This is a genomic window from Pseudomonas sp. B10, from assembly GCF_900156235.1.
GTDB classification, from domain to species: domain Bacteria; phylum Pseudomonadota; class Gammaproteobacteria; order Pseudomonadales; family Pseudomonadaceae; genus Aquipseudomonas; species Aquipseudomonas siliginis.
Map to the genome: position 1 here is coordinate 3,414,743 of NZ_LT707063.1, position 23,359 is coordinate 3,438,101.

Consider the following 23,359-nt stretch of genomic DNA (forward strand, 5'->3'; position numbering starts at 1 on the left):
TTCATTTGCGGTTCTCCCCGTCATTCAGGGGAGCACGCCGCCATCAAGGATTGACGCTGTCTTTCAACGATTTGCCTGGCTTGAACGCCACGGTGTTGCTGGCCTTGATCTTGACCGGTTCGCCGGTCTACGGGTTTTTGCCGGTGCGGGCGCCGCGGTGGCGTTGCAGGAAGGTGCCGAAGCCGACCAGCGTCACGCTGTCCTTGCGGTGCAGGGCGCCGGTGATTTCTTCGAGGACGGCGTTGAGGACGCGATTGGCCTGTTCTTTGGTCAGGTCTGCCTTTTCGGCGATTGCAGCGGCGAGTTCTGGTTTACGCATTAGTGAAGCCCCTTTGACGGTTTTTTGTTGTTATGTCCGTGCTGTTCTCGTTGGAACAGCGCCCAAGGCGCCGCAGGCTCTACTCTGCGGCAGACGGGAGTGAGAATGGCACGCCGCCAACGGCGGCGCCAGTCTCCCCAAGACCTTTGTCGGGGCAAAAGAGCGGTGTTTGCGACAGAACGACCGGCATTTACGCCAGCAGCGGCGGCAGCTGTTTGTTCAGGGCCAGTTTTTCCATGACCGCCCCGCCGGTCAGGGCGTAACCGAGCAACTGACCGTCGGCACCGTGGCACAGCGCTTTGACGTCGGCGCCCTGCCCTTCGACGCTCCAAACGCCTTCGCTGCCCCGTGGTGGCGGCGACACCACCAGCGGGCACACCGGGGTTTTCACGGTGATCGGCATCGGCCCGTAGCTGACCGCGGTCGGGTTTCCGGCGAGGGTTTGCGCCAACGCGCGCGCGCAGCTCATCAGCGGCATCACGTAGAGCAGATTGAGCCCGTCGACTTCGGCGCAGTCGCCCAAGGCGTAGATGTTGGCGTGAGAGGTCTTCAGGTAACGATCGACCATCACGCCGCGATTGATCTGCACGCCGGCAGCCGCTGCCAGATCGATGCGCGGGCGCAGACCGATCGCCGAGACCACCACATCGCACGGGATGATCTGACCGTCGGACAGGTGCGCTTCGAGGCCATCGACTACTTTCTCCAGGCGGGTCAGCACCGGGCCGAGGTGAAACTTCGCCCCGATACTTTCCAGCCCGGCCTGCACGGCCGCCGCAGCGGCAGGATGCAAGAGCATCGGCATGACCTGTTCGCATGGCGCGACCAATTGCACTTCGTAGCCGCCGAGGATCAGGTCATTGGCAAATTCACAGCCGATCAGCCCGGCGCCGAGCAACAATACCCGACGCTTGCCCGCCGCTGCGGCACGGAAGCGCGCGTAGTCTTCGAGATCGTTGATCGGGAACACCAGTTCCGCGCCGTCGCCTTCGATCGGCACGCGCACGGTTTCCGCGCCCCAGGCCAGAATCAAGTCGCGATAGGGCACGGCTTCTTCACCGATCCACAAGCGTTTGTGGCCGGCATCGATGCCGCTGATGCGCGTGTGGGTGCGCACTTCGGCCTTCAGCTGCTCAGCCATGGCGCCGGGTTCGGCCATGCTCAGGCCGTCGGCGTCCTTGTTCTTGCCGAAGCCGGTGGAGAGCATCGGCTTGGAGTAAGAGCGGCCGTCATCGGCGGTGATCAGCAGCAGCGGGGTTTCGCTGTCGAGCTTGCGAAACTCGCGGGCCAGGTTGTAGCCCGCAAGCCCGGTGCCGATGATGACGACTGGTGCGCTCATGCCTTACTCCTCTATTTGCTTAGTTGATTTCAATCATTTCGAAGTCCATTTTGCCGACGCCGCAGTCGGGGCACAGCCAGTCTGCCGGTACGTCTTCCCAGCGGGTGCCCGCCGCGATGCCGTCATCCGGCCAGCCATCGGCCTCGTTATAGATCAGGCCACAGACGATACATTGCCACTTCTTCATTCAGGTACTTCCTCAGGGTTCAGGCGTAGTGCCGGCGCGGACGGTCGATGGGTGTTGCGCTGCCATCCTGCTCAGGGCGTTTTGTACTGAGGGTGCCGCGCAGATGCAAGCCTGTTCGGCGCAACGGCGGCCGGCGCCGCTCAATCCTGTCGCCTGCCATGGTAAGCTCGCGGCCTCATTTGCGGCCAATAATGACTCATTGTGCAACATTCAAATGCCTGCCCCGCCCCGCTCTGGCTGACCCAAGACCGCCTGACGCCCCGCCCCGATCCGTTGACCCTCGACTGGTTGTTCGACGAAGGCTCGCTGACCCGCCGTTTGACCCGTTTGTCCGAGGATGGCTTCAGCGTGTCGCCGTTGTTCGAAGGCTGGGACACCCTGCGCGCTGATGAATGCGCGGCGCTGGATCTGGCCGAGGGCAGCGAAGGCTGGGTGCGTGAGGTGTATTTGCGTGGTCATGGCGAAGCCTGGGTGTTTGCCCGCAGCGTCGCCTCGCGGGCGGCTCTGCAAGGCGATGGTTTGCACATGGATGAACTGGGCAGCCGCTCGCTGGGCGAATTGCTGTTTTGCGATCGGGCATTTCAGCGCCGCGCGATTGAAGTCTGCCACTACCCTGAACAATGGTTGCCGCCAGCGGTGCAAGCTCCTGAGTTGTGGGGCCGGCGTTCGCGTTTCGACCGTGGCGCGCTGAGCGTCCTGGTCGCGGAAATCTTCCTGCCGAGCCTGTGGGACGCCGCCCGCGCCCATCCGGAGAATTGCTGATGTATCAGAGCCTGCTCAAGTCCCTCAACCGTCTGAACCCGCGCGCCTGGGATTTCGTTCAGTTGACGCGCATGGACAAGCCGATCGGCATTTACCTGCTGCTGTGGCCGACGCTGTGGGCATTGTGGATTGCCGGCAAGGGTTCGCCGTCGCTGGCCAACATTGTCATCTTCGTCCTCGGCGTGGTGCTGACCCGTGCCGGTGGTTGCGTGATCAACGACTGGGCCGACCGCAAGGTCGACGGCCACGTCAAACGCACCGCGCAACGACCTCTTGCTGCTGGCCGGATCAGCTCGAAGGAAGCGCTGGTGTTCTTTGCCGTGCTGATGGGCATCAGTTTTCTGCTGGTGCTGTGCACCAATGCGCCGACGATCTGGCTGTCGCTCGGCGGTCTGGCGCTGGCATTCACTTATCCATTCATGAAGCGCTACACCTACTACCCTCAAGTGGTGCTGGGCGCGGCGTTCTCCTGGGGCATGCCAATGGCCTTTACCGCCGAGACCGGCGAGTTGCCAGCGGCGGCGTGGCTGCTGTGGATTGCCAACCTGCTGTGGACGGTGGGCTACGACACTTACTACGCGATGACCGATCGTGATGACGATCTGAAGATCGGCGTGAAATCCACGGCGATTCTGTTTGGCGAGGCAGATCGGGTGATCATTCTCAGCTTGCAGGCATTGTCGCTGGCCTGCCTGATTCTGGCTGGGTCGAAGTTCGAGCTGGGGATCTGGTTCCACCTCGGTTTGCTGGTAGCTGCGGGATGTTATGCATGGGAGTTCTGGTACACACGCAGCAAGGACCGCATGCGCTGCTTCCAGGCCTTCTTGCACAACCACTGGGCCGGGTTGGCGATATTTGTCGGGATCGTGCTGGATTACGCGCTGCGCTGATGCATGACACCTGTGGGAGCGAGCCTGCTCGCGAAGGCGTCATGGCAGTCACCTCTGCGATAACTGACACAACGCTTCGCGAGCAGGCTCGCTCCCACAGGGTTTTGGACCGTGATTATTTGGCCTTGGCGACTTTCCAGGCGCCGTCCATTTTGCCGTCGCCGGTCATGTCGCCGGCCTTCTTGTCCATCACGAAGGTGTACAACGGCATGCCCTGGTAGGCCCATTGCATCGCGCCGTCGTCACGCTTGATCACCGTCCAGTCGCCCATGGATTTGTCACCCGCCTGCGCCATCAACGGCGGCCAGTTTGCCGCGCACTTGTCGTTGCACGCGGACTTGCCAGCGGAGTCCTTGGCGAAGGTGTACAGGGTCATGCCCTTGTGGTCGGTGTACATGCCGTCCTTCTCCATCGCCGGATCGGCCGCCATGGCCAGCCCCGGTATTGTCAGGGCGGCGGCCATCAGCAGGGCTTTGAACGAAGCAGTCATCTGAGTCATGGAAACCTTCTTTTGTGGTTGTCAGGATTCGGACTTAGAGCTTAGTCGAGGATGGATGCAAATGTTGCGCGCCTGAAATACTGTCACACTACTGCAATAATTCCGTTATCTAATGCGGCGCAAGACAGTTAAATGACAAGAGGATTAAGGCATGGTTGGCAGTAGCATTCTGATCGTCGACGACGAAGCGCCCATTCGCGAAATGATCGCCGTGGCGTTGGAAATGGCCGGCTATGACTGCCTCGAGGCAGAGAACTCGCAGCAGGCTCACGCCATCATCGTCGACCGCAAACCGGACCTGATCCTGCTCGACTGGATGCTGCCCGGCACCTCGGGCATCGAACTGGCCCGGCGCCTCAAGCGTGACGAGCTGACCGGAGACATCCCGATCATCATGCTCACCGCCAAGGGCGAAGAGGACAACAAGATTCAGGGCCTGGAAGTCGGCGCCGACGACTACATCACCAAACCGTTTTCGCCGCGTGAACTGGTCGCCCGCCTCAAGGCTGTGCTGCGCCGCGCCGGACCGACCGATGGCGAAGCGCCGATCGAAGTCGGCGGCCTACTGCTCGACCCGATCAGCCACCGCGTGACCATCGACGGCAAACCCGCCGAGATGGGCCCGACCGAATACCGCCTGCTGCAATTCTTCATGACCCATCAGGAACGCGCGTACACCCGTGGCCAGTTGCTCGATCAGGTCTGGGGCGGCAACGTCTATGTCGAAGAGCGCACCGTCGACGTGCACATCCGCCGCCTGCGCAAGGCCCTCGGCGACGCTTACGAAAATCTGGTACAAACCGTGCGCGGCACCGGTTATCGGTTCTCTACAAAAGCATAAAAGCAGCTGCAAGCTTTTAGCTACAAGCGGCAAGTAACAGCCGATCCGCTTTAGCTTGGAGCTTGCGGCTTGAAACTTGAAGCTGCGGCTAAGGACGCCTCTGTGAATCAAAACTGGCATGGCACCCTGATTCGCCACATGCTGTTGCTGGTCACCGCCTGCCTGGTGATCGGCCTGATCACCGGCTATTACGGCTGGAGCCTCGCGGCGGGCCTGGGACTTTATCTGGCCTGGACGCTCAAGCAATTGCTGCGTCTGCACGAATGGCTGCGCCAGCATCAACCCGACGAAGCACCGCCCGATGGCTATGGTCTGTGGGGCGAGGTGTTCGACAGCATCTATCACCTGCAACGCCGCGACCAACGGGTGCGCGGGCGTCTGCAAGCGGTGATCGATCGGGTGCAGGAATCCACCGCCGCGCTGAAAGACGCGGTGATCATGCTCGACAGCGACGGCAACCTCGAATGGTGGAACCGCGCTGCGGAAACCCTGCTCGGCCTGAAGACTCCGCAGGACAGCGGCCAACCGGTGACCAACCTGGTGCGCCATCCGCGCTTCAAGGAATACTTCGAGCAGGACAGCTTCGCCGAGCCATTGGAAATCCCTTCGCCGACCAACGATCGCGTGCGCATTCAGCTGTACCTGACCCGCTACGGCAACAATGAACACCTGATGCTGGTCCGCGATGTCACGCGCATCCATCAGCTGGAACAGATGCGCAAGGATTTCATCGCCAACGTCTCCCACGAGCTGCGCACACCGCTGACGGTGATCTGCGGCTATCTGGAAACCCTGCTCGATAATGTCGAGGAAGTGAACCCGCGCTGGAGCCGAGCCCTGCAACAGATGCAGCAACAGGGCGGGCGCATGCAGACGCTGCTCAACGACCTGTTGCTGCTGGCAAAACTGGAAGCCACAGACTATCCGTCGGACAACCAGCCAGTGCAGATCGACACGTTGCTGCAATCGATCACCAGCGATGCGCAGCAGTTGTCCGGGGCGAAGAACCAGCGCATCAGCCTCGAGGCCAATGCCGGAGTGCTGCTCAAGGGCAGCGAAGCGGAGTTGCGCAGCGCGTTCTCCAATCTGGTGTTCAACGCGGTCAAGTACACCCCGGCCGAGGGCAACATCCGCATTCGCTGGTGGGGCGACGATCAGGGCGCGCACCTGAGCGTGCAGGATTCCGGCATCGGCATCGACAGCAAACATCTGCCGCGCCTGACCGAACGTTTCTACCGCGTCGACTCGAGCCGCAACTCCAACACCGGCGGCACCGGCCTCGGCCTGGCCATCGTCAAGCACGTGCTGCTGCGCCACCGCGCGCGGATGGAGATCAGCAGCGTGCCCGGCCACGGCAGCACGTTCACCTGCCATTTCGCCCCGGCCCAGGTGGCCAGCGCACGGGCGATCAGCGCCGCCGAGTGATCCCGCCCGGCACACGCCACTAGGCAATCGCACGGTCAGCCGCTACATTGGCTGACTTGTGCCTGCTTTTCAGGCGCTGTTTCTCCCTACTTTTGAATCACACGGAACCCGCAAAACTCCATCATGGACCCTTCCCCTGGCTTGTCCCTCGCTACCATTTTTGCCGACTTCGGCATGATTCTTTTTGCTCTGATCCTGGTTTTGCTCAACGGTTTTTTCGTTGCAGCGGAATTCGCCATGGTCAAACTGCGCTCGACCCGGGTCGAGGCCATCGCTGAACAACACGGCTGGCGCGGACACATCCTGCGCACCGTGCACAGTCAGCTCGATGCCTACCTGTCGGCGTGTCAGCTCGGCATCACCCTCGCCTCTCTCGGTCTGGGCTGGGTCGGTGAACCGGCGTTCGCGCATATTCTCGAGCCGCTGCTGAGCGCGGTCGGCGTCGACTCGCCCGAGATCATCAAAGGCGTGTCGTTCTTCACCGCGTTCTTCATCATTTCGTACCTGCACATCGTGGTCGGCGAGCTGGCGCCCAAGTCGTGGGCGATCCGCAAACCCGAGCTGCTGTCGCTGTGGACGGCGGTGCCGCTGTACCTGTTCTACTGGGCGATGTACCCGGCGATCTACCTGCTCAACGCCAGCGCCAACGCGATTTTGCGTATCGCCGGGCAAGGTGAACCCGGCCCGCACCATGAACACCATTACAGCCGCGAAGAACTGAAACTGATCCTGCACTCCAGCCGTGGCCAGGATCCCAGCGATCAGGGCATGCGCGTATTGGCCTCGGCAGTGGAAATGGGCGAGCTGGAAGTGGTCGACTGGGCCAACTCCCGCGAAGACCTGATCACCCTCGAATTCAACGCGCCGCTGAAGGAAATCCTGGCGATGTTCCGTCGCCACAAGTTCAGCCGTTATCCGGTGTACGACAGCGAGCGCCAGGAGTTCGTCGGCCTGCTGCACATCAAGGATCTGCTGCTGGAACTGGCCGCGCTGGACCACATTCCCGAGTCGTTCAACCTGGCCGAGCTGACCCGCCCGCTGGAGCGCGTATCGCGGCACATGCCGCTGTCGCAACTGCTGGAGCAGTTCCGCAAGGGTGGCTCGCACTTCGCCGTGGTCGAGGAGGCTGACGGCAACATCATCGGCTACCTGACCATGGAAGACGTGCTGGAAGTGCTGGTCGGCGACATTCAGGACGAACACCGCAAGGCAGAGCGCGGCATCCTCGCCTATCAGCCGGGCAAGTTGCTGGTGCGTGGCGATACGCCGTTGTTCAAGGTCGAACGCCTGCTGGGCATCGATCTTGATCACATCGAAGCGGAAACCCTTGCCGGACTGGTTTACGAAACCCTGAAACGGGTGCCGGAAGAGGAAGAAGTGCTGGAAGTCGAAGGCCTGCGCATCATCATCAAGAAGATGAAAGGGCCAAAGATTGTCCTGGCCAAGGTGTTGATGCTCGATTGATGGGAGTTTGGGGGGCTCTTGTGGCGAGGGGATTTATCCCCGTTGGACGGCGCAGCCGTCCCAAAACCATTGAATGCAGTCAGTTAGTACAGAGTTGCAATATTTGGGGCCGCTTCGCGGCCCAACGGGGATAAATCCTCTCGCCACAAAAACCCTCAACACCCTATCGCGCCTACTGCTTGCCCAACGCAAAGTTGGGCAACGCCCCCAGCGGCTGGTTGAACTGATAGGGAATCGACACCAGCCCTTCGCCGGTATTGCGCTGCACCACGAAATGCAGGTGCGGGCCGCTGCTGTTGCCGGTGTTGCCGGACAGCGCCAGCGGGCTGCCGACCTTGACCCGTTGTCCTTCGCGCACACTCACCGATCCCTGTTTCAGATGCAGGTACACGCCCATCGTGCCGTCGTCGTGCAGCACCCGGACGAAATTGCCGGAGGCATCGGTACCGCGCCCGCTCTGGGAATTCTCGGTTTTCACCACTACTCCCGCTCGCGCGGCGATGATCGGCGTGCCCACCGGCATGGCGATGTCCATGGCGTAGCGGTTCTTCGGCCCGTAGTGGCTGTACTGGCCGTTGGCGCCCTGACTCAGGCGAAACGGCCCGCCACGCCAGGGCAGCGGATAGCGATAGCTCTGCGCGCTGCCTGCGGGGTCGCCCAGCGAATACTGGAACTGCGGCGAATACACCAGCGGCTGGTCACGACTGATCGCCGTCAGCAGCGCCAGCCGTGTGTTGCTGCGCGGCGGCAGCACGCGACGGATCGCCCGCGCGGGCACGCCGCGCACATTGCTCGTGCCAATGAAGGCCAGGGCAACCTCGACCGGCGCGTACAAATCGTTGCGCGCAAACACTACATCAACGCCCTTCTGCTTCTTGATGTCCAGGTACACCTGGCGGTCGAGACGCTCGACCATGCGATCCTGAAACACGAACACCTTCGCGCCTTTGCTCGGGCGGTCGCTGTACGAGACCACGCCATTGGCATCGGTGGATTTGTAGATGGTCATGGCCATCGCCAGCTGGGAGGCCAGGCAGAGACCGCAGAAAAACAGCAGGCGCGCGAGCATGGGCAAAAGTCTGTCGAAGGAAGGCCTGGGAATCAGCCTAGCAGCTGACACAGACCAGGCTAGTCGACAGATGTTTCAAATGATCGTCCCCACGCTCTGCGTGGGGATGCAGCCCGGGACGCTCTGCGTCCCCTGCACAGAGGACGCGGAGCGTCCGGTTGAGGCATTCCTTTGCTGCGCGTGGGAACGATCAGAGCACGGGAGACAAGTGGTGTTTCGGCTGGCCCCTTCGCGAGCAGGCTCGCTCCCACATTTGGAATGCGTTCCAGGGTGGGAGCGAGCCTGCTCGCGAAGGCGGCCTATCGGGCGCCGAAGCTTACGCGCCGGGTACGAAATGCTTCTGCGCCGTGCCACGGGCGATCAGGCGCGAGATGTAGTCGAGCTTCTGCGCATCCTGGTCGACAAAGCGGAAGGTCAGTTGCAGCCAGTCGCTGTCGGCTTTCTGCTCGTGGGCGACGATCGCGTGCAGGTAACCATTGAGGCGCGCGATCTCGGCGTTATCGCCCTGCTCCAGATCAAGCACGGCGCTGTCGAGGATCTGCGGCAGGGTTTCGGTGCGCTTCACTACCAGCAGCGCTTCCTTGATGCTCAGGGCCTTGATCACGCATTGCTGAGTACCGCTCGGCAGGCGCAACTGGCCCTGACCACGACCGCCCACCGGCGCCTTGGATGCACCGGGCGCCTGAACTGGCGGGCTGTTGAGCAAACCGCGCGACGGTGCAGCGGCTGGAGCGGCTGGAGCGGCTGGAGCGGGGGCAGCAGCGGCAGGCCTGGCCGCAGCGCCGCCGACCACGGCCGGCTTGCCGCCGGTCAGTGCGCTCAGGGAATCGTTGCCGAATGCCGAATTCATTTTGGTAGGCGCGCTGTTCATCAAGGTGTCGAGCTTGCCGACCTTGTTCAGTGCCTGCTTGACCTTGGTCAGCAGCTGCTCGTTGGTGAACGGCTTGCTGACGTAACCGGATACGCCGGCCTGAATCGCCTGCACGACGTTTTCCTTGTCGCCACGGCTGGTGACCATGACGAACGGCATGGTCTTGAGGTTGTCCTGCTCGCGGCACCAGGTCAGCAGTTCGAGGCCGGACATTTCCGGCATTTCCCAGTCACACAGCACCAGGTCGAAAGCCTCTTTGGCCAGCATCGCCTGGGCCTTTTTGCCGTTGATGGCGTCCTCGGTGCGGATCCCCGGGAAGTAATTACGCAGGCACTTTTTCACCAGGTCACGAATGAACGAAGCATCGTCCACGACCAACACACTGATCTTGCTCATCCAACACCCCTATTAAAATCCCGGCAAGCATAACGCTGGCTGATGGCACATTGCCAAAACTCTTCAGTCACGCCGGGACTTTTCGTTCGCGGGTGCTGCTTTTTAATGCGCTTTCCGATCCGTATCTGCTTCCGAAAAGCAGAAACAAAAACGCCCGGCCAGAGGGCCGGGCGCTTTTCTCAGGCAATCTTACTTATCGTCAGCTTCGCCCGGAACATTAGCGGTTTCAGCGCTTGTGCCTTCAACTTCTTCTTTCATGCGCTTGAGGCCCATGTGACGCACGTCGGTGCCGCGCACGAGGTAGATCACCAGTTCGGAGATGTTGCGCGCATGATCGCCGATGCGCTCCAGCGAACGCAGGACCCAGATGATGCTCAGCACCCGCGAGATAGAGCGCGGGTCTTCCATCATGTAGGTGGCCAGCTCACGCAAAGCGGTTTTGTATTCGCGATCGATGATCTTGTCGTACTGCGCCACCGACAAGGCCAGATCGGCGTCAAAACGCGCGAAGGCGTCCAGCGCATCACGAACCATGTTTCGCACCTGGTCGCCAATGTGACGGACCTCGACGTAACCGCGCGGCGCTTCACCTTCTTCGCACAACTGGATGGCGCGGCGGGCGATCTTGGTGGCTTCGTCGCCGATACGCTCGAGGTCGATCACCGATTTGGAAATGCTGATGATCAAACGCAGGTCGGAGGCTGCCGGCTGACGACGGGCGAGAATGCGCAGGCATTCTTCGTCGATGTTGCGTTCCATCTGGTTGATCTGGTCGTCGATCTCACGGACCTGCTGAGCCAGACCGGAGTCGGCCTCGATCAGCGCCGTGACCGCGTCGTTGACCTGCTTCTCGACCAGCCCGCCCATGGCAAGGAGGTGGCTGCGCACTTCCTCCAGTTCAGCGTTGAACTGCGCGGAAATGTGATGGGTAAGGCCTTCTTTGGAAATCATTGTTCGCTCCGCGAAAGTTGCAAGCTTCAAGCTGCAAGCTTCAAGCAGTTATGTGTAAGTCCTGATATCGCACCGCATCTTTCTTGCCGCTTGTTGCTTGCGGCTTGCAGCTGCCCCAATCAGCCATAGCGACCGGTGATATAGTCTTCGGTCTGCTTCTTCGCCGGATTGGTGAACAGGGTATCGGTGTCGCCGAATTCCACCAGTTTGCCCATGTACATGAACGCGGTGTAGTCGGACACCCGTGCCGCCTGTTGCATGTTGTGGGTCACGATGACGATGGTGAATTTGGACTTCAGCTCGTAGATCAGCTCTTCGACTTTCAGCGTCGAGATCGGGTCGAGAGCCGAGCACGGTTCGTCGAGCAGCAGCACTTCCGGCTCAACCGCGATGGTGCGCGCGATCACCAGACGCTGTTGCTGACCGCCGGACAGGCCGAGGGCCGAGTCGTGCAGACGGTCTTTGACCTCGTCCCACAATGCCGCGCCTTTCAACGCCCATTCAACGGCTTCGTCGAGGATGCGCTTCTTGTTGATGCCCTGGATGCGCAGGCCATAGACCACGTTTTCGTAGATGGTCTTCGGGAACGGGTTGGGCTTCTGGAACACCATGCCGACGCGACGACGCAGCTCGGCAACATCTTCGCCCTTGCGATAGATGTTGTTGCCGTACAGGTTGATCGCGCCCTCGACACGGCAGCCGTCGACCAGATCGTTCATCCGGTTGAAGGTACGCAGCAGCGTCGACTTACCGCAGCCCGACGGGCCGATGAACGCGGTCACGCGCTGTTTCGGGATGTTCATGCTGACGTCGAACAGTGCCTGTTTCTCGCCGTAGTACAGGCTCAGGCCCGGCACTTCGATGGCAACGGTTTCCTGCGCCAGGTCCAGGCTCTGCTTGTCGCGGCCCAGGGCAGACATGTTGATGCCGTGGCTGTGTGTTTCGTGCTGCATGGGTCTCACTCCGTTCGTAGCTGCAAGCTTCTGGCTGCAAGCTGCAAGTTTGAGCAAAAGCGGCTTGTAGCTTGCCGCTTGTGGCTAATGGCTTTAGCTGTCCAGTGCTTTGTATTTTTCGCGCAGGTGGTTGCGGATATACACCGCCGACAGGTTCAGCGTCGCGATCACCAGCACCAGCAGCAGCGCGGTGGCGTACACCAGCGGGCGGGCTGCTTCGACGTTGGGGCTCTGGAAGCCGACGTCATAAATGTGGAAGCCCAAGTGCATGATCTTCTGGTCCAGGTGCAGGTACGGGTAGTTGCCGTCCACCGGCAGCGAAGGCGCCAGTTTCACCACACCCACCAGCATCAGCGGCGCCACTTCACCGGCGGCACGGGCCACGGCGAGGATCATCCCGGTCATCATGGCCGGGCTGGCCATCGGGATAACGATTTTCCACAGCGTTTCCGCTTTGGTCGCGCCGAGGGCCAACGAGCCTTCACGCACGGTACGAGGAATCCGCGCCAGACCTTCTTCGGTCGCCACGATCACCACCGGCACGGCCAGCAGCGCGAGGGTCAGCGAAGCCCAGAGCAGGCCCGGCGTACCGAACGTCGGCGCCGGCAGAGCTTCAGGGAAGAACAAGCGGTCGACCGAGCCACCCAGCACGTAAACGAAGAAGCCCAGACCGAACACGCCGTAAACGATCGCCGGTACGCCGGCGAGGTTGTTCACCGCGATGCGAATCACGCGGGTCAGGGTGTTCTGCTTGGCGTATTCGCGCAGGTACACCGCTGCCAGCACGCCGAACGGGGTGACGATCATCGCCATGATCAGGGTCATCATCACGGTGCCGAAGATCGCCGGGAAGATCCCGCCTTCGGTGTTCGCTTCACGCGGGTCGTCGGAGAGGAATTCCCAGATCTTGCTGAAGTAGAAACCAACCTTGGTCAAGGTGCTCATGCCGTTTGGCTGGTAGGCATGCACGACTTTGCCCAGACCGATTTCGATTTCCTTGCCGTTGGCGTCACGGGCGGTCAAGGCGTCGCGGTTGAACTGAGCATGCAAATCAGACAGACGTGCTTCGATATCTTTGTAGCGCGCGTCCAGCTCGGCGCGCTCGGATTCCATGTCCGCTTGCGCGGTGGCGTCGAGTTTGCCTTCCAGCTCGAGTTTGCGCCCGTGCAGACGGATTCGCTCAAGGCCGGCATTGATTGCGCCGATGTCGGTTTTTTCCAGCGTCTTCAGCTGAGCAGCAAGATCGTTCACCCGATCAATGCGCGCTTGCAGTTCAGGCCATGCGGCCTCGCCTTCGGCGATGACCTTGCCATCCTGTTTGACGTTGACCAGGTAGCCGTAGAAGTTGCCCCACTCGCGACGCTCGATCGCCATCAATTCTGGCGGTGTGGTCTGCTTGGTCAGCCACTCGCCGACGATCCAGGTGAAATCGTTGCCGTTCAGGTCACGGTTGCCGACCTTGATCAGCTCGCGGGTCATGAATTCCGGACCTTCGTCCGGCACCGGCAGACCGGCGCTCTTCAGACGTGCGCGCGGCACTTCTTCTTTCTGCACCACTTCGCCGATCACCAGGTGATTGGCCTGGCCCGGTACGTCGTAATGGGCGTGGATCAGGTCCGCCGGCCAGAAGTGACCGAGACCGCGCACGGCAATCACCGCCAACAGGCCAATGGTCATGATGACCGCGATGGACACCGCGCCACCGCTGATCCAGACGCCCGGGGCGCCGCTCTTGAACCATCCTTTCAGGGAGTTCTGTTTCACAGACTTCTACCTTTGCTTAAAGCGACGAGTATTTCTTGCGCAGACGCTGACGAATCAGTTCTGCCAGGGTGTTCATGACGAAGGTGAACAGCAGCAGCACCAGCGCCGAGAGGAACAGCACGCGGTAGTGGCTGCCGCCGACTTCCGACTCGGGCATTTCCACCGCGACGTTGGCGGCCAGGGTGCGCAGGCCTTCGAACAGGTTCATCTCCATCACCGGGGTGTTGCCGGTGGCCATCAGCACGATCATGGTTTCGCCGACCGCACGGCCCATGCCGATCATCAGCGCCGAGAAGATGCCCGGGCTGGCGGTCAGGATCACCACGCGGGTCATGGTCTGCCATGGCGTCGCACCGAGGGCCAGCGAACCCAGGGTCAGGCCGCGCGGCACGCTGAACACGGCGTCTTCGGCGATCGAGTAGATGTTCGGGATCACCGCGAAGCCCATGGCCAGACCGACCACCAGAGCGTTGCGCTGGTCGTAGGTGATGCCCAGGTCGTGGGAGATCCACATGCGCATGTCGCCACCGAAGAACCAGTTCTCCATGAACGGACTCATGTACAGCGACAGCCAGCCCACAAACAGGATCACCGGAATCAGCAGCGCACTTTCCCAACCGTCCGGGACTTTCAGGCGGATCGATTCAGGCAGACGACTGAAGGTGAAACCGGCGACCAGAATGCCGATCGGCAGCAACATCAGCAGGCTGAAGATGCCCGGCAGATGGCCTTCTACATACGGCGCGAGGAACAGACCGGCGAAGAAACCGAGGATCACCGTCGGCATCGCTTCCATCAGTTCGATCACCGGTTTGACCTTGCGGCGCATGCCCGGGGCCATGAAGTACGCGGTGTAGATCGCCGCAGCGACGGCCAGTGGCGCGGCCAGAAGCATGGCGTAGAACGCGGCTTTCAGGGTGCCGAAAGTCAGCGGCGAGAGGCTCAGTTTCGGTTCGAAATCAGTGTTGGCCGCAGTCGATTGCCAGACGTATTTAGGCTCGTCGTAGTTCTCGTACCAGACCTTGCTCCATAGTGCGCTCCACGATACTTCCGGGTGCGGGTTGTCGAGCAGCAGCGGTTGCAGCTTGCCGCCGGCTTCGACGATCACCCGGTTGGCGCGTGGTGACAGACCGAACAGGCCCTGGCCTTCAACCACCTGATCGACCAGCAACGTGCGGTGCGCGGTGCTGTGGAACACGCCGAGCTTGCCGCTGGCATCGAGGGCGAGGAAGCCTTTGCGGCGCTCTTCGGCAGCGATTTCAACGATCGGCGTGGTGCCCATCTGGAAGGTGCGGATCTGCTTCAGACGCTGCTCGCCATCGGTATCGCGAGCCATGAACCACTGGGCCAGACCGCCCTTGGAATCGCCGACGATCAGCGAGATACCGCCGACCAGCTGCGCGGTGGCAGTGACTTGGGCGTCAGCGTTTTCCAGCAGTTTGTAGCGCCCGTTGAGGCTCTTGTCGCGCAGGCTGAACACGTCGGCCTGAGCTCGCCCGTTGACCACGTACAGCCACTGCTGGCGCGGGTCGACGAAGATGTTTTTCACAGGCTCGGTCATCTGCGGCAGATCGATGCGCGTCTGCTCGTTGGTGACCTCGCCGGTCATCATGTTTTCTTCGCTGGTCAGCGACAGCACATTGAGTTGCGAGCCGGTGGAGCCGACCAGCATCAGCGTCGAGTCGGTGGCATTGAGGCTGACATGCTCCAGCGCGCCGCCGCTTTCGTTCAGCGCAATTGGCGCCTCCCCATACGGATATTCGATGGCCGGGCTGATGGTTTTCTTGCCATCGGGGTAGCTGACTTTATAGGTGTGACGGAACACCAGCGCCTGACCGTTGGACAGCCCCACGGCCACCAGCGGATGACCAGGCTGGTCTTCGCCAATGGACGTCACGGTAGCGCCCGCAGGCAGCGGCAGATCGACACGCCTCAATTCAGCGCCACTGTCGAGATCGAAGAACAGCGCCTGGCCCTTGTCGGACACACGCATGGCTACCTGATTCTGCTCTTCGAGCGAGATCATCAGCGGCTTGCCCGCGTCCTGCATCCAGGCCGGGGTGATCGAGTCTTTCGCGGTCAGGTCGGCACCTTGAAACAGTGGCGCAACGACGTAGGCGAGGAAGAAGAAGATCAGGGTGATGGCCGCCAGTACCGCCAGGCCGCCAACGAGGACGTACCAACGGGTGAAGCGATCCTTGAGCGCGCGGATGCGGCGCTTGCGTTGCAGCTCAGGCGTATTGAAATCAATGCGCTTGGGAGGGGAAGACGTAGTCATTGGGGAATTGGCCAGATCATTCATGCGCACACCCTAGCGATCCTGTATGACAGAAAGATGACAGTGCAGTGACGCAGCAAATCCGCCAGCCGGAAGTCCGGCAGCGGAGTCGAAAATTTGGTGGTTGCAGGAGCGCTTCTGCTCGCCAAGGCGTCGGGTCAGTCACATCGATGCTGCATGTGACCACCCCTTCGCGAGCAGGCTCGCTCCCACAGGAGTCCGGCTTCAGGCCGGCCTCAGGGTATTACTTCTTGGCGACAGCGCCGCCTTCCTGCAGACCGAGGTCAGCCAGTGCCTTGGCAGCAACCTTGGCTGGCAGCGGGATGTAGCCGTCTTTCACTACCACTTCCTGGCCCTGCTTGGACAGCACCAGCTTCACGAACTCGGCTTCCAGCGGGGCCAGAGGCTTGTTCGGGGCTTTGTTGACGTAAACGTAGAGGAAGCGCGACAGCGGATACTTGCCGTTCAGGGCGTTTTCTTCGGTGTCTTCGATGAACTCGCCGCCTTCTTTCTTGGCCAGGGCGACGGTTTTCACGCTGGCGGTCTTGTAGCCGATGCCCGAGTAGCCGACGCCGTTAAGCGAGCTGCTGATCGACTGCACCACCGACGCCGAACCTGGTTGTTCGTTGACGTTTGGCTTGTAGTCGCCTTTGCACAGGGCTTCTTCCTTGAAGTAGCCGTAAGTGCCGGACACCGAGTTACGGCCGAACAGCTGAACCGGCTTGTTGGCCAGGTCACCGGTCACACCGAGGTCACCCCAGGTCTTGACGTCAGCTTTGGCACCGCACAGGCGCGTCGAGGAGAAGATCGCATCGACCTGAGCCATGGTCAGGTGCTTGATCGGGTTGTCCTTGTGCACGAACACGGCCAGGGCATCCACGGCAACCGGGATCGCCGTCGGCTTGTAGCCGTACTTCTGTTCGAAAGCCTGCAGTTCGTTGTCCTTCATCTTGCGGCTCATCGGGCCCAGGTTGGCGGTGCCTTCGGTGAGTGCAGGTGGCGCGGTGGAGGAGCCAGCGGCCTGAATCTGGATGTTGACGTTCGGGTATTCTTTTTTGTAGTTCTCAGCCCACAGGGTCATGAGGTTGGCCAGGGTATCGGAACCGACGCTGGACAGGTTGCCCGACACACCAGTGGTCTTGGTGTAGCTCGGGATAGCAGGGTCAACAGCGGCGAACGCGTTGGCGGTCGCAACGCCAGCAGCGACAAAAGTCATTGCCGCCATCAAACGCTTCAGTTTCATGCCTTACTCCTAGCAGATAGGGTGTGTTAAGTCGGGGCCAAGTATCAGCAGGCCATGTGAACACTCTATGGCTGAAATATGACAATTGGATGAAAGGCCAGCATGTCGCGACAGATCGTTCCCACGCTCTGCGTGGGAACGCAGCCATGGACGCTCTGCGTCCGCATTTAAGACGTGACGCGGAGCGTCACAGGATGCATTCCCACGCGGAGCGTGGGAACGATCAGGCGGGAGAGAAAATCAACGCCCCTTCTTCCAGAGCCAGGCGCCTACCAGAATTCCCATCCCGCACAGCACTGCCACATAGTAGGCAGGCCCCATCGCGCTTTCCTTCAGCAGCAGGCTCACCACCATTGGCGTCAGGCCACCGAAGATCGCGTAAGCGACGTTGTAGGAAAACGACAGGCCACTGAAGCGAACCACCGGCGGGAACGCCTTGACCATCACGTACGGCACCGCGCCGATGGTACCGACCAGCAAACCGGTCAGTGCGTACAGCGGGAACAGCCAGTCCGGGTGGTCGGCGAGGCTGTGGTAGAAGGTCCAGGAGCTGATCAGCAGACCGAGGCAGCCAAAGACGAATACACGGCCGGCGCCAAAACGATCGGCGAGCGCGCCGGCGCCAATGCAGCCGAGGCTGAGGAAGACGATCGCCAGACTGTTGGCTTGCAGCGCGGTGGTTGGCGAGAAGTGGTAGACCGTTTGCAGCACGGTCGGGGTCATCAGGATCACTACGACGACGCCGGCCGACAGCAGCCAGGTCAGCAGCATCGAAATGGCGATGGCGCCGCGATGATCACGCAGCACCGCGCGCAACGGCACTTCTTCGGCCAGTGCCTTGCGCAGTTGCAGTTCGGCGAACACCGGAGTTTCGTGCAGCCAGCGGCGCAGGTACACAGAGAACAGGCCGAACACGCCGCCGAGCAGGAACGGGATCCGCCAGGCGTAATCCGACACTTCGGCTGGCGTATAAATGCTGTTGATCGCCGTGGCGACCAGCGAGCCGAGGAGGATCCCGGCAGTCAGGCCGCTGGTGAGCGTGCCGCAGGCATAACCGATGTGCTTTTGCGGTACGTGTTCGGAAACGAAGACCCACGCCCCCGGCACCTCGCCGCCAATCGCCGCACCCTGGATCACCCGCATCAGCAGCAACAGGATCGGCGCCCAGATGCCGATCTGCGCGTAGGTCGGCAGCAGGCCCATGATCAGCGTCGGCACGGCCATCATGAAAATGCTCAGGGTGAACATCTTCTTGCGCCCCAGCAGGTCACCGAAGTGCGCCATGACGATGCCGCCCAAAGGACGCGCCAGATAGCCGGCGGCGAAGATGCCGAAGGTCTGCATCAACCGCAGCCACTCGGGCATGTCGGCCGGGAAGAACAGCTTGCCGACGACGGTGGCGAAGAAAACGAAGATGATGAAATCGTAGAACTCCAGCGCCCCGCCGAGGGCGGACAGCGACAGAGTCTTGTAGTCATTGCGGGTCAACGGTCGTGCGGGTTGCTCGGGCTGCGCGAGGCTCGAAGGCGCTGTGGTCATGGCAAGGGCTTCTCTTATAGTCGAATCTGTCGCCACAACAACGCTGGCGGTGGCTCGGACAGGTTCGGCACCATAGCAAATTGTTCGAAAAAGCACATAGAGGCGCGTAATTGACGGTCGAAATCAGAACCGGGTGGTCGTCGCGGGGTCTATCGACCGATATACTCGCCACCTGCGCAGGATTTGTAAGAGGTTGCTGTGCGAAAACGTTGTTGGCCCGTCCTTTGCTCGGGATTTAGCCTTTTTCGCAGAGTTTCCCTTTAGGCGCCTGATGGAAAACGTGACGAACGCAGTGTGTTCGGTGTTGAATCGTTTTTCTTGAAGACGGCTACCACCCGCAATACCCACGAAGAGTCACGGGTCAGAGGCCCCTCGGCATGATAGAGCTCGAACAAGAAGATCCGATCCCACAGGGCGACCTGGCCCTGCAAATCACCGCACTTCCGCGCGAAACCAACGGCTTTGGCGATATTTTCGGCGGCTGGCTGGTTGCGCAGATGGATCTGGCCGGCACTGCCATGGCCAGCCGGGTGGCCGGTGGCCGCGTTGCCACTGTCGCCATCGACCGCATGGCGTTTCTCGTCCCGGTCGCGGTCGGCGCGCAGTTGTCCTTTTATACCCAGACCCTGGAAATCGGCCGCAGCTCGATCCAGATGATGGTCGAAGTGTGGAGCGATGACCCACTCTCCAGCGAATGGCGCAAGGTCACCGAAGCGGTTTTCGTTTTCGTCGCCATCGACGGCAGCGGTCGCACCCGTTCGGTGCCGCCACGCGCGCGTTAAACCTCGCGGCCGTTTTGCGGTCGATAGTCGTCCCAGTGTCTGATCGAGAGTTGCCCATGAACACGCCCAACGTTGAAGCCGTGAAACAGGATGAACTGAACTGCTGGCGCATCCGCCACGGCAAGGCCGAAGTGCTGGTGGCCCAGCAAGGCGCGCACATCCTCAGTTATCAGATCGACGGCCAGCCGCCGATCATCTGGCTCAACGACAAGGCCGAGTTCAAGACCGGCAAAAGCATCCGCGCCGGCGTGCCGGTGTGCTGGCCGTGGTTCGGCAAATTCGAACGCAACCCGAGCAGCGTGCAGGCCATGTACACCGGCGCGCAGCCGGCTCCCGCGCACGGTCTGGTGCGGGCGATGGACTGGGAGTTGGGCAACATTGAATCAGAGGCTGACGGCATCAAGGTCGAGTTCAAGCTGCCCTACCCGGAAGGTGGCCTGCCGGGCTGGCCCCACGAGGTCGATCTGACCCTGACCCTGCATCTGGCGGATCAACTGCATTACAGCCTGACCAGCCATAACCGGGGTACTGACAGCGTCACGCTGAGTCAGGCGCTGCACACCTATTTCGCCGTGAGTGACGTGCGTAATGTGCATGTCGACGGCGTGGCCGGGCTGAATTACATCGAGACCCTGGACGACTGGAACACGCCCAGCCAGAGCGGCGATCTGCATTTCGCCGGCGAGACCGACCGCATCTACCTCGACGTTCCGCCGCAATTGAGCATCGTTGATCCAACCTGGGAACGACGCATCGTGCTGACCTCCACCGGCTCGCGCACGGCGGTGATCTGGAACCCATGGATCGACCGCGCCGCCGCACTGCCGGACATGGACAACGATGGCTGGCAGCGCATGCTGTGCATCGAAACGGCGAATGTGATGAATGATCTGGTGACCCTGGCGCCAGGGGGGAGCCATACCATGGGTGTCAGCGTAGCTGCTACGCCGCTCTAAGCTCTAGCGCCATACAAAAGGGCAAAGAGCCCTGTGGCGAGGGGATTTATCCCCGCTGGGTCGCGCAGCGGCCCCCGCTTTTTTTAAATCAAAAGCTGGGGCCTGCTGCGCAGTCCAGCGGGGATAAATCCCCTCGCCACAGATAAATCCCTTCACCACAGATAAATCCCCTTACCAAAAAGGCTCACTCCTACATTTATTTGTGGCGCGCTTTAGAGCTCAGCCTCCTGCACCACCCGCACCTTCTCCGCCTCCAGCGCATACGCCGCATCAGCGAGGTCATTGCTGACCTTCTCGATTTTTAGCGTGCCGGTCACCCATAGCGGTGTGTAGATATCGTCCAGCTTCAAACCCTTCGGATATCGCACCAGCACCAGTTGATTCGGCGGTGGTGGCGGCACGTGGATGCAGGCGCCCGGATACGGCACAAGGAAGAACAGCGTGCTGCGGCCCTTGGCATCGGACTCCAGCGGCACCGGGTAACCACCGATGCGGATGTGCTTGTCGTTCATCGACGCCACGGTTTTCGTCGAATACATCACCGCTGGCAGACCTTTGGCCTGCTTCATCCCGCCCTTCTCGGTGAAGGTGCCGGTGGCTTCGGGGGAGTTGTGGTCGATTTCCGGCATGGCCTCGAGGGCCTTTTGATCCGACTTGGGCATCAGTTCCAGCCAGTCGGTTTCCGGCAGTTCGCCGGCGTGGGCGAGATAGCTGCCCAGCAAGAGGAGAGTCAACAGAAGACGGCGCATGAAGGTGCTCGGCAGGCAAAGGAATGGACGGTGAGTCGCCGCGCATTCTAGCCCTCCCGGCCGTGATGGCCGAGAGGGCTTTGTCGCTTTCGATCAGTTCTTTTTGATCAGACCGTAGATCACCAGCAACACGACAGCGCCGACCAGTGCGCCGAGGAAACCCGCGCCCTCGCCCGCCTGATAGATGCCCAGAGCCTGGCCGCCGTAGGTGGCTGCCAGCGAACCGCCGATACCGAGCAGGATGGTCATGATCCAGCCCATGCTGTCATCGCCCGGTTTCAGGAACCGAGCCAGCAGGCCGACGATCAAGCCGATAAAGATGGTTCCGATAATTCCCATGGCATTTCCCTCTGATTTGGTAGATATGCCAAAGCCTAGACAGACTTTGGCATCCTGCCATGAGAGAACGGCGGCCCCTGAATGGTTCCGCCGCTGCCACATGAAACTGGTTTACTCGGCGATCAGCGCTTGGACCTTGATGATCTGCGCCTGCAGCGTGGCCATGTCGGCGCAGCGCAGGTTGGCGTGGCCGACCTTGCGTCCGGCCTTGAAAGCTTTGCCGTAGTGATGCAGGTGGCAGTCTTCGATGGCGATGACTTTCTCCACCGGCGGCACTACGCCGATGAAGTTGAGCATCGCGCTCTCGCCGACCTTGGCGGTCGAACCCAGCGGCAGGCCGGCCACGGCACGCAGGTGGTTTTCGAACTGGCTGCACTCGGCACCTTCGGTGGTCCAGTGCCCGGAGTTGTGCACGCGCGGGGCGATTTCGTTGGCTTTCAGGCCACCGTCGACTTCGAAGAACTCGAAAGCCATCACGCCGACGTAGTCGAGGTGCTTTAGCACACGGCTGGAATAATCTTCGGCCAGCGCCTGCAACGGGTGATCGGTGCTGGCCACCGACAGCTTGAGGATGCCGCTGTCGTGGGTGTTGTGCACCAGTGGATAGAACTTCGTTTCACCATCGCGGGCACGCACGGCGATCAGCGACACTTCGCCGGTGAATGGCACGAAGCCTTCCAGCAGGCAGGCAACGCTGCCCAGTTCGGCGAACGTACCGGCAACATCTTCCGGTTTGCGCAGGACTTTCTGGCCCTTGCCGTCGTAACCCAGGGTGCGGGTTTTCAGCACGGCCGGCAGACCGATGGAAGCGACTGCGGCGTCCAGATCGGCTTGCGACTGGATGTCGGCGAAGGCCGGGGTCGGAATGCCGAGGTCTTTGAACATGCTCTTTTCGAACCAGCGGTCACGAGCAATGCGCAGGGCTTCGGCGCTCGGGTAGACCGGCACGAATTGCGAAAGAAACGCGACGGTTTCGGCCGGGACGCTTTCGAATTCGAAGGTCACCAGATCGACTTCATCGGCCAGTTGGCGCAGATGATCCTGATCGCCGTAATCGGCCCGCAGGTGTTCGCCCAGCGCGGCCGCACAAGCGTCCGGCGCAGGGTCGAGAAAAGCGAAGTTCATGCCCAGCGGAGTGCCCGCCAGGGCCAACATGCGACCCAACTGGCCGCCACCGATTACACCGATCTTCATCTCAACAACCTCAGGCAATACGTGGGTCTGGATTGTCCAGGACGCTGTCTGTCTGCTCGGCACGGAAGGTTTTCAGTACCGCGTGAAATTGCGGGTGCTTGGCGCCGAGGATGCTCGCCGAGAGCAGGGCGGCGTTGATCGCGCCAGCCTTGCCGATGGCCAGGGTGGCAACCGGAATGCCAGCTGGCATCTGCACGATCGACAGCAGCGAATCGACGCCCGAGAGCATGGCCGACTGCACCGGCACGCCCAACACCGGCAGGTGGGTCTTGGCCGCACACATGCCTGGCAGGTGGGCTGCGCCACCGGCACCGGCGATGATCACCTCGATGCCGCGGCTTTCAGCCTCTTCGGCGTACTGGAACAGCAGATCCGGGGTGCGGTGGGCAGAGACCACCTTGACCTCGTACGGGATGCCGAGCTTTTCCAGCATATCGGCGGTGTGGCTAAGGGTGGACCAATCGGACTTGGAGCCCATGATCACGCCAACCAGTGCACTCATCGTCGCGCCTCTTCTCTCTGGAGCGCCCGCAGGCGCGTCATAAAACA

General features: G+C 61.3%; 22 protein-coding genes and 1 pseudogene. 7 read left to right on the forward strand and 16 right to left on the reverse strand.

What is annotated here, in order from left to right; genetic code table 11:
* Positions 1–43: 43 nt before the first annotated feature.
* The 3 genes and pseudogenes from BXA01_RS15560 to BXA01_RS15570 all read right to left on the reverse strand — a co-directional run bounded on the left by BXA01_RS15560 (position 44) and on the right by BXA01_RS15570 (position 1,845).
* Positions 44–319: pseudogene (locus tag BXA01_RS15560) on the reverse strand (HU family DNA-binding protein).
* A 190-nt stretch (positions 320–509) separates the two neighbouring features.
* Positions 510–1,658, reverse strand: a complete 1,149-nt coding sequence (locus tag BXA01_RS15565; protein ID WP_076564592.1) for an NAD(P)/FAD-dependent oxidoreductase — start codon at positions 1,656–1,658, stop codon at positions 510–512.
* 19 nt (positions 1,659–1,677) lie between these two features.
* Positions 1,678–1,845 (reverse strand): rubredoxin, encoded by a 168-nt coding sequence (locus BXA01_RS15570; RefSeq protein WP_016772491.1) that lies wholly within the window; start codon positions 1,843–1,845, stop codon positions 1,678–1,680.
* 201 nt (positions 1,846–2,046) lie between these two features.
* On the opposite strand from BXA01_RS15570, the gene BXA01_RS15575 reads away from it, so the two are divergent.
* Positions 2,047–2,607, forward strand: a complete 561-nt coding sequence (locus BXA01_RS15575; protein ID WP_076564594.1) for a chorismate--pyruvate lyase family protein — start codon at positions 2,047–2,049, stop codon at positions 2,605–2,607.
* Positions 2,607–3,497 (forward strand): 4-hydroxybenzoate octaprenyltransferase, encoded by an 891-nt coding sequence (gene ubiA, locus BXA01_RS15580; RefSeq protein WP_076564596.1) that lies wholly within the window; start codon positions 2,607–2,609, stop codon positions 3,495–3,497. Before BXA01_RS15575 ends, ubiA begins: the two co-directional genes overlap by 1 nt.
* A 115-nt stretch (positions 3,498–3,612) precedes the next feature.
* On the opposite strand, the gene BXA01_RS15585 is transcribed toward ubiA, so the two are convergent.
* Positions 3,613–3,996, reverse strand: a complete 384-nt coding sequence (locus BXA01_RS15585) for a COG4315 family predicted lipoprotein (protein WP_076564598.1) — start codon at positions 3,994–3,996, stop codon at positions 3,613–3,615.
* 151 nt (positions 3,997–4,147) lie between these two features.
* On the opposite strand from BXA01_RS15585, the gene phoB reads away from it, so the two are divergent.
* The 3 genes from phoB (at position 4,148) to BXA01_RS15600 (ending at position 7,726) form a co-directional block, all read left to right on the forward strand.
* Positions 4,148–4,837 (forward strand): phosphate regulon transcriptional regulator PhoB, encoded by a 690-nt coding sequence (phoB, locus tag BXA01_RS15590; RefSeq protein ID WP_076564600.1) that lies wholly within the window; start codon positions 4,148–4,150, stop codon positions 4,835–4,837.
* A 138-nt stretch (positions 4,838–4,975) separates the two neighbouring features.
* Positions 4,976–6,262 carry a phosphate regulon sensor histidine kinase PhoR gene (phoR, locus tag BXA01_RS15595; protein ID WP_231991049.1) on the forward strand — a complete coding sequence of 429 codons (1,287 nt, stop codon included), beginning with the start codon at positions 4,976–4,978 and terminating at the stop codon, positions 6,260–6,262.
* Positions 6,263–6,385: 123 nt separating this feature from the next.
* Complete coding sequence (locus BXA01_RS15600) at positions 6,386–7,726, forward strand: hemolysin family protein (protein WP_016772486.1); 1,341 nt, start codon at positions 6,386–6,388, stop codon at positions 7,724–7,726.
* Between the two features lie 172 nt (positions 7,727–7,898).
* Here the strand turns inward: BXA01_RS15600 and BXA01_RS15605 are convergent, their stop codons facing one another.
* From BXA01_RS15605 to BXA01_RS15640, 8 genes are all read right to left on the reverse strand, one after another.
* Positions 7,899–8,795 carry a peptidoglycan DD-metalloendopeptidase family protein gene (locus BXA01_RS15605; RefSeq protein ID WP_076564602.1) on the reverse strand — a complete coding sequence of 299 codons (897 nt, stop codon included), beginning with the start codon at positions 8,793–8,795 and terminating at the stop codon, positions 7,899–7,901.
* Positions 8,796–9,111: 316 nt separating this feature from the next.
* Positions 9,112–10,062 carry a response regulator gene (locus BXA01_RS15610; protein WP_076564604.1) on the reverse strand — a complete coding sequence of 317 codons (951 nt, stop codon included), beginning with the start codon at positions 10,060–10,062 and terminating at the stop codon, positions 9,112–9,114.
* A gap of 189 nt (positions 10,063–10,251) precedes the next feature.
* Entirely contained in the window at positions 10,252–11,013 is a 762-nt protein-coding gene (gene phoU, locus BXA01_RS15615) for a phosphate signaling complex protein PhoU (protein WP_016772483.1), read from the reverse strand.
* Between the two features lie 119 nt (positions 11,014–11,132).
* Positions 11,133–11,966, reverse strand: a complete 834-nt coding sequence (gene pstB, locus BXA01_RS15620) for a phosphate ABC transporter ATP-binding protein PstB (RefSeq protein ID WP_016772482.1) — start codon at positions 11,964–11,966, stop codon at positions 11,133–11,135.
* 93 nt (positions 11,967–12,059) lie between these two features.
* Complete coding sequence (pstA, locus tag BXA01_RS15625) at positions 12,060–13,730, reverse strand: phosphate ABC transporter permease PstA (RefSeq protein ID WP_016772481.1); 1,671 nt, start codon at positions 13,728–13,730, stop codon at positions 12,060–12,062.
* A gap of 16 nt (positions 13,731–13,746) precedes the next feature.
* Entirely contained in the window at positions 13,747–16,032 is a 2,286-nt protein-coding gene (locus BXA01_RS15630; protein ID WP_024014834.1) for an ABC transporter permease subunit, read from the reverse strand.
* A gap of 220 nt (positions 16,033–16,252) precedes the next feature.
* Positions 16,253–17,251 (reverse strand): phosphate ABC transporter substrate-binding protein PstS, encoded by a 999-nt coding sequence (locus tag BXA01_RS15635; protein WP_016772480.1) that lies wholly within the window; start codon positions 17,249–17,251, stop codon positions 16,253–16,255.
* A gap of 240 nt (positions 17,252–17,491) precedes the next feature.
* A complete protein-coding gene (locus BXA01_RS15640; protein WP_016772479.1) occupies positions 17,492–18,790 on the reverse strand; it encodes an MFS transporter in 1,299 nt (432 codons plus the stop codon).
* Positions 18,791–19,167: 377 nt separating this feature from the next.
* Between BXA01_RS15640 and BXA01_RS15645 the strand changes: the two genes are divergently transcribed.
* Both BXA01_RS15645 and BXA01_RS15650 read left to right on the forward strand, forming a co-directional pair.
* Positions 19,168–19,572, forward strand: coding sequence for an acyl-CoA thioesterase (locus tag BXA01_RS15645; RefSeq protein WP_003229628.1), 405 nt, complete (start codon positions 19,168–19,170; stop codon positions 19,570–19,572).
* A gap of 56 nt (positions 19,573–19,628) precedes the next feature.
* On the forward strand, positions 19,629–20,528 hold the full coding sequence (locus tag BXA01_RS15650) for a D-hexose-6-phosphate mutarotase (protein WP_076564606.1): 900 nt from the start codon (positions 19,629–19,631) through the stop codon (positions 20,526–20,528).
* A 212-nt stretch (positions 20,529–20,740) separates the two neighbouring features.
* On the opposite strand, the gene BXA01_RS15655 is transcribed toward BXA01_RS15650, so the two are convergent.
* From BXA01_RS15655 to purE, 4 genes are all read right to left on the reverse strand, one after another.
* On the reverse strand, positions 20,741–21,277 hold the full coding sequence (locus tag BXA01_RS15655; protein ID WP_076564608.1) for a DUF3299 domain-containing protein: 537 nt from the start codon (positions 21,275–21,277) through the stop codon (positions 20,741–20,743).
* Between the two features lie 93 nt (positions 21,278–21,370).
* A complete protein-coding gene (locus BXA01_RS15660) occupies positions 21,371–21,616 on the reverse strand; it encodes a GlsB/YeaQ/YmgE family stress response membrane protein (protein WP_016772475.1) in 246 nt (81 codons plus the stop codon).
* Positions 21,617–21,727: 111 nt separating this feature from the next.
* Positions 21,728–22,810 carry a 5-(carboxyamino)imidazole ribonucleotide synthase gene (locus BXA01_RS15665; protein WP_073470876.1) on the reverse strand — a complete coding sequence of 361 codons (1,083 nt, stop codon included), beginning with the start codon at positions 22,808–22,810 and terminating at the stop codon, positions 21,728–21,730.
* Between the two features lie 10 nt (positions 22,811–22,820).
* Positions 22,821–23,312, reverse strand: coding sequence for a 5-(carboxyamino)imidazole ribonucleotide mutase (gene purE, locus BXA01_RS15670; RefSeq protein WP_007920220.1), 492 nt, complete (start codon positions 23,310–23,312; stop codon positions 22,821–22,823).
* Between the last annotated feature and the right edge of the window lie 47 nt (positions 23,313–23,359).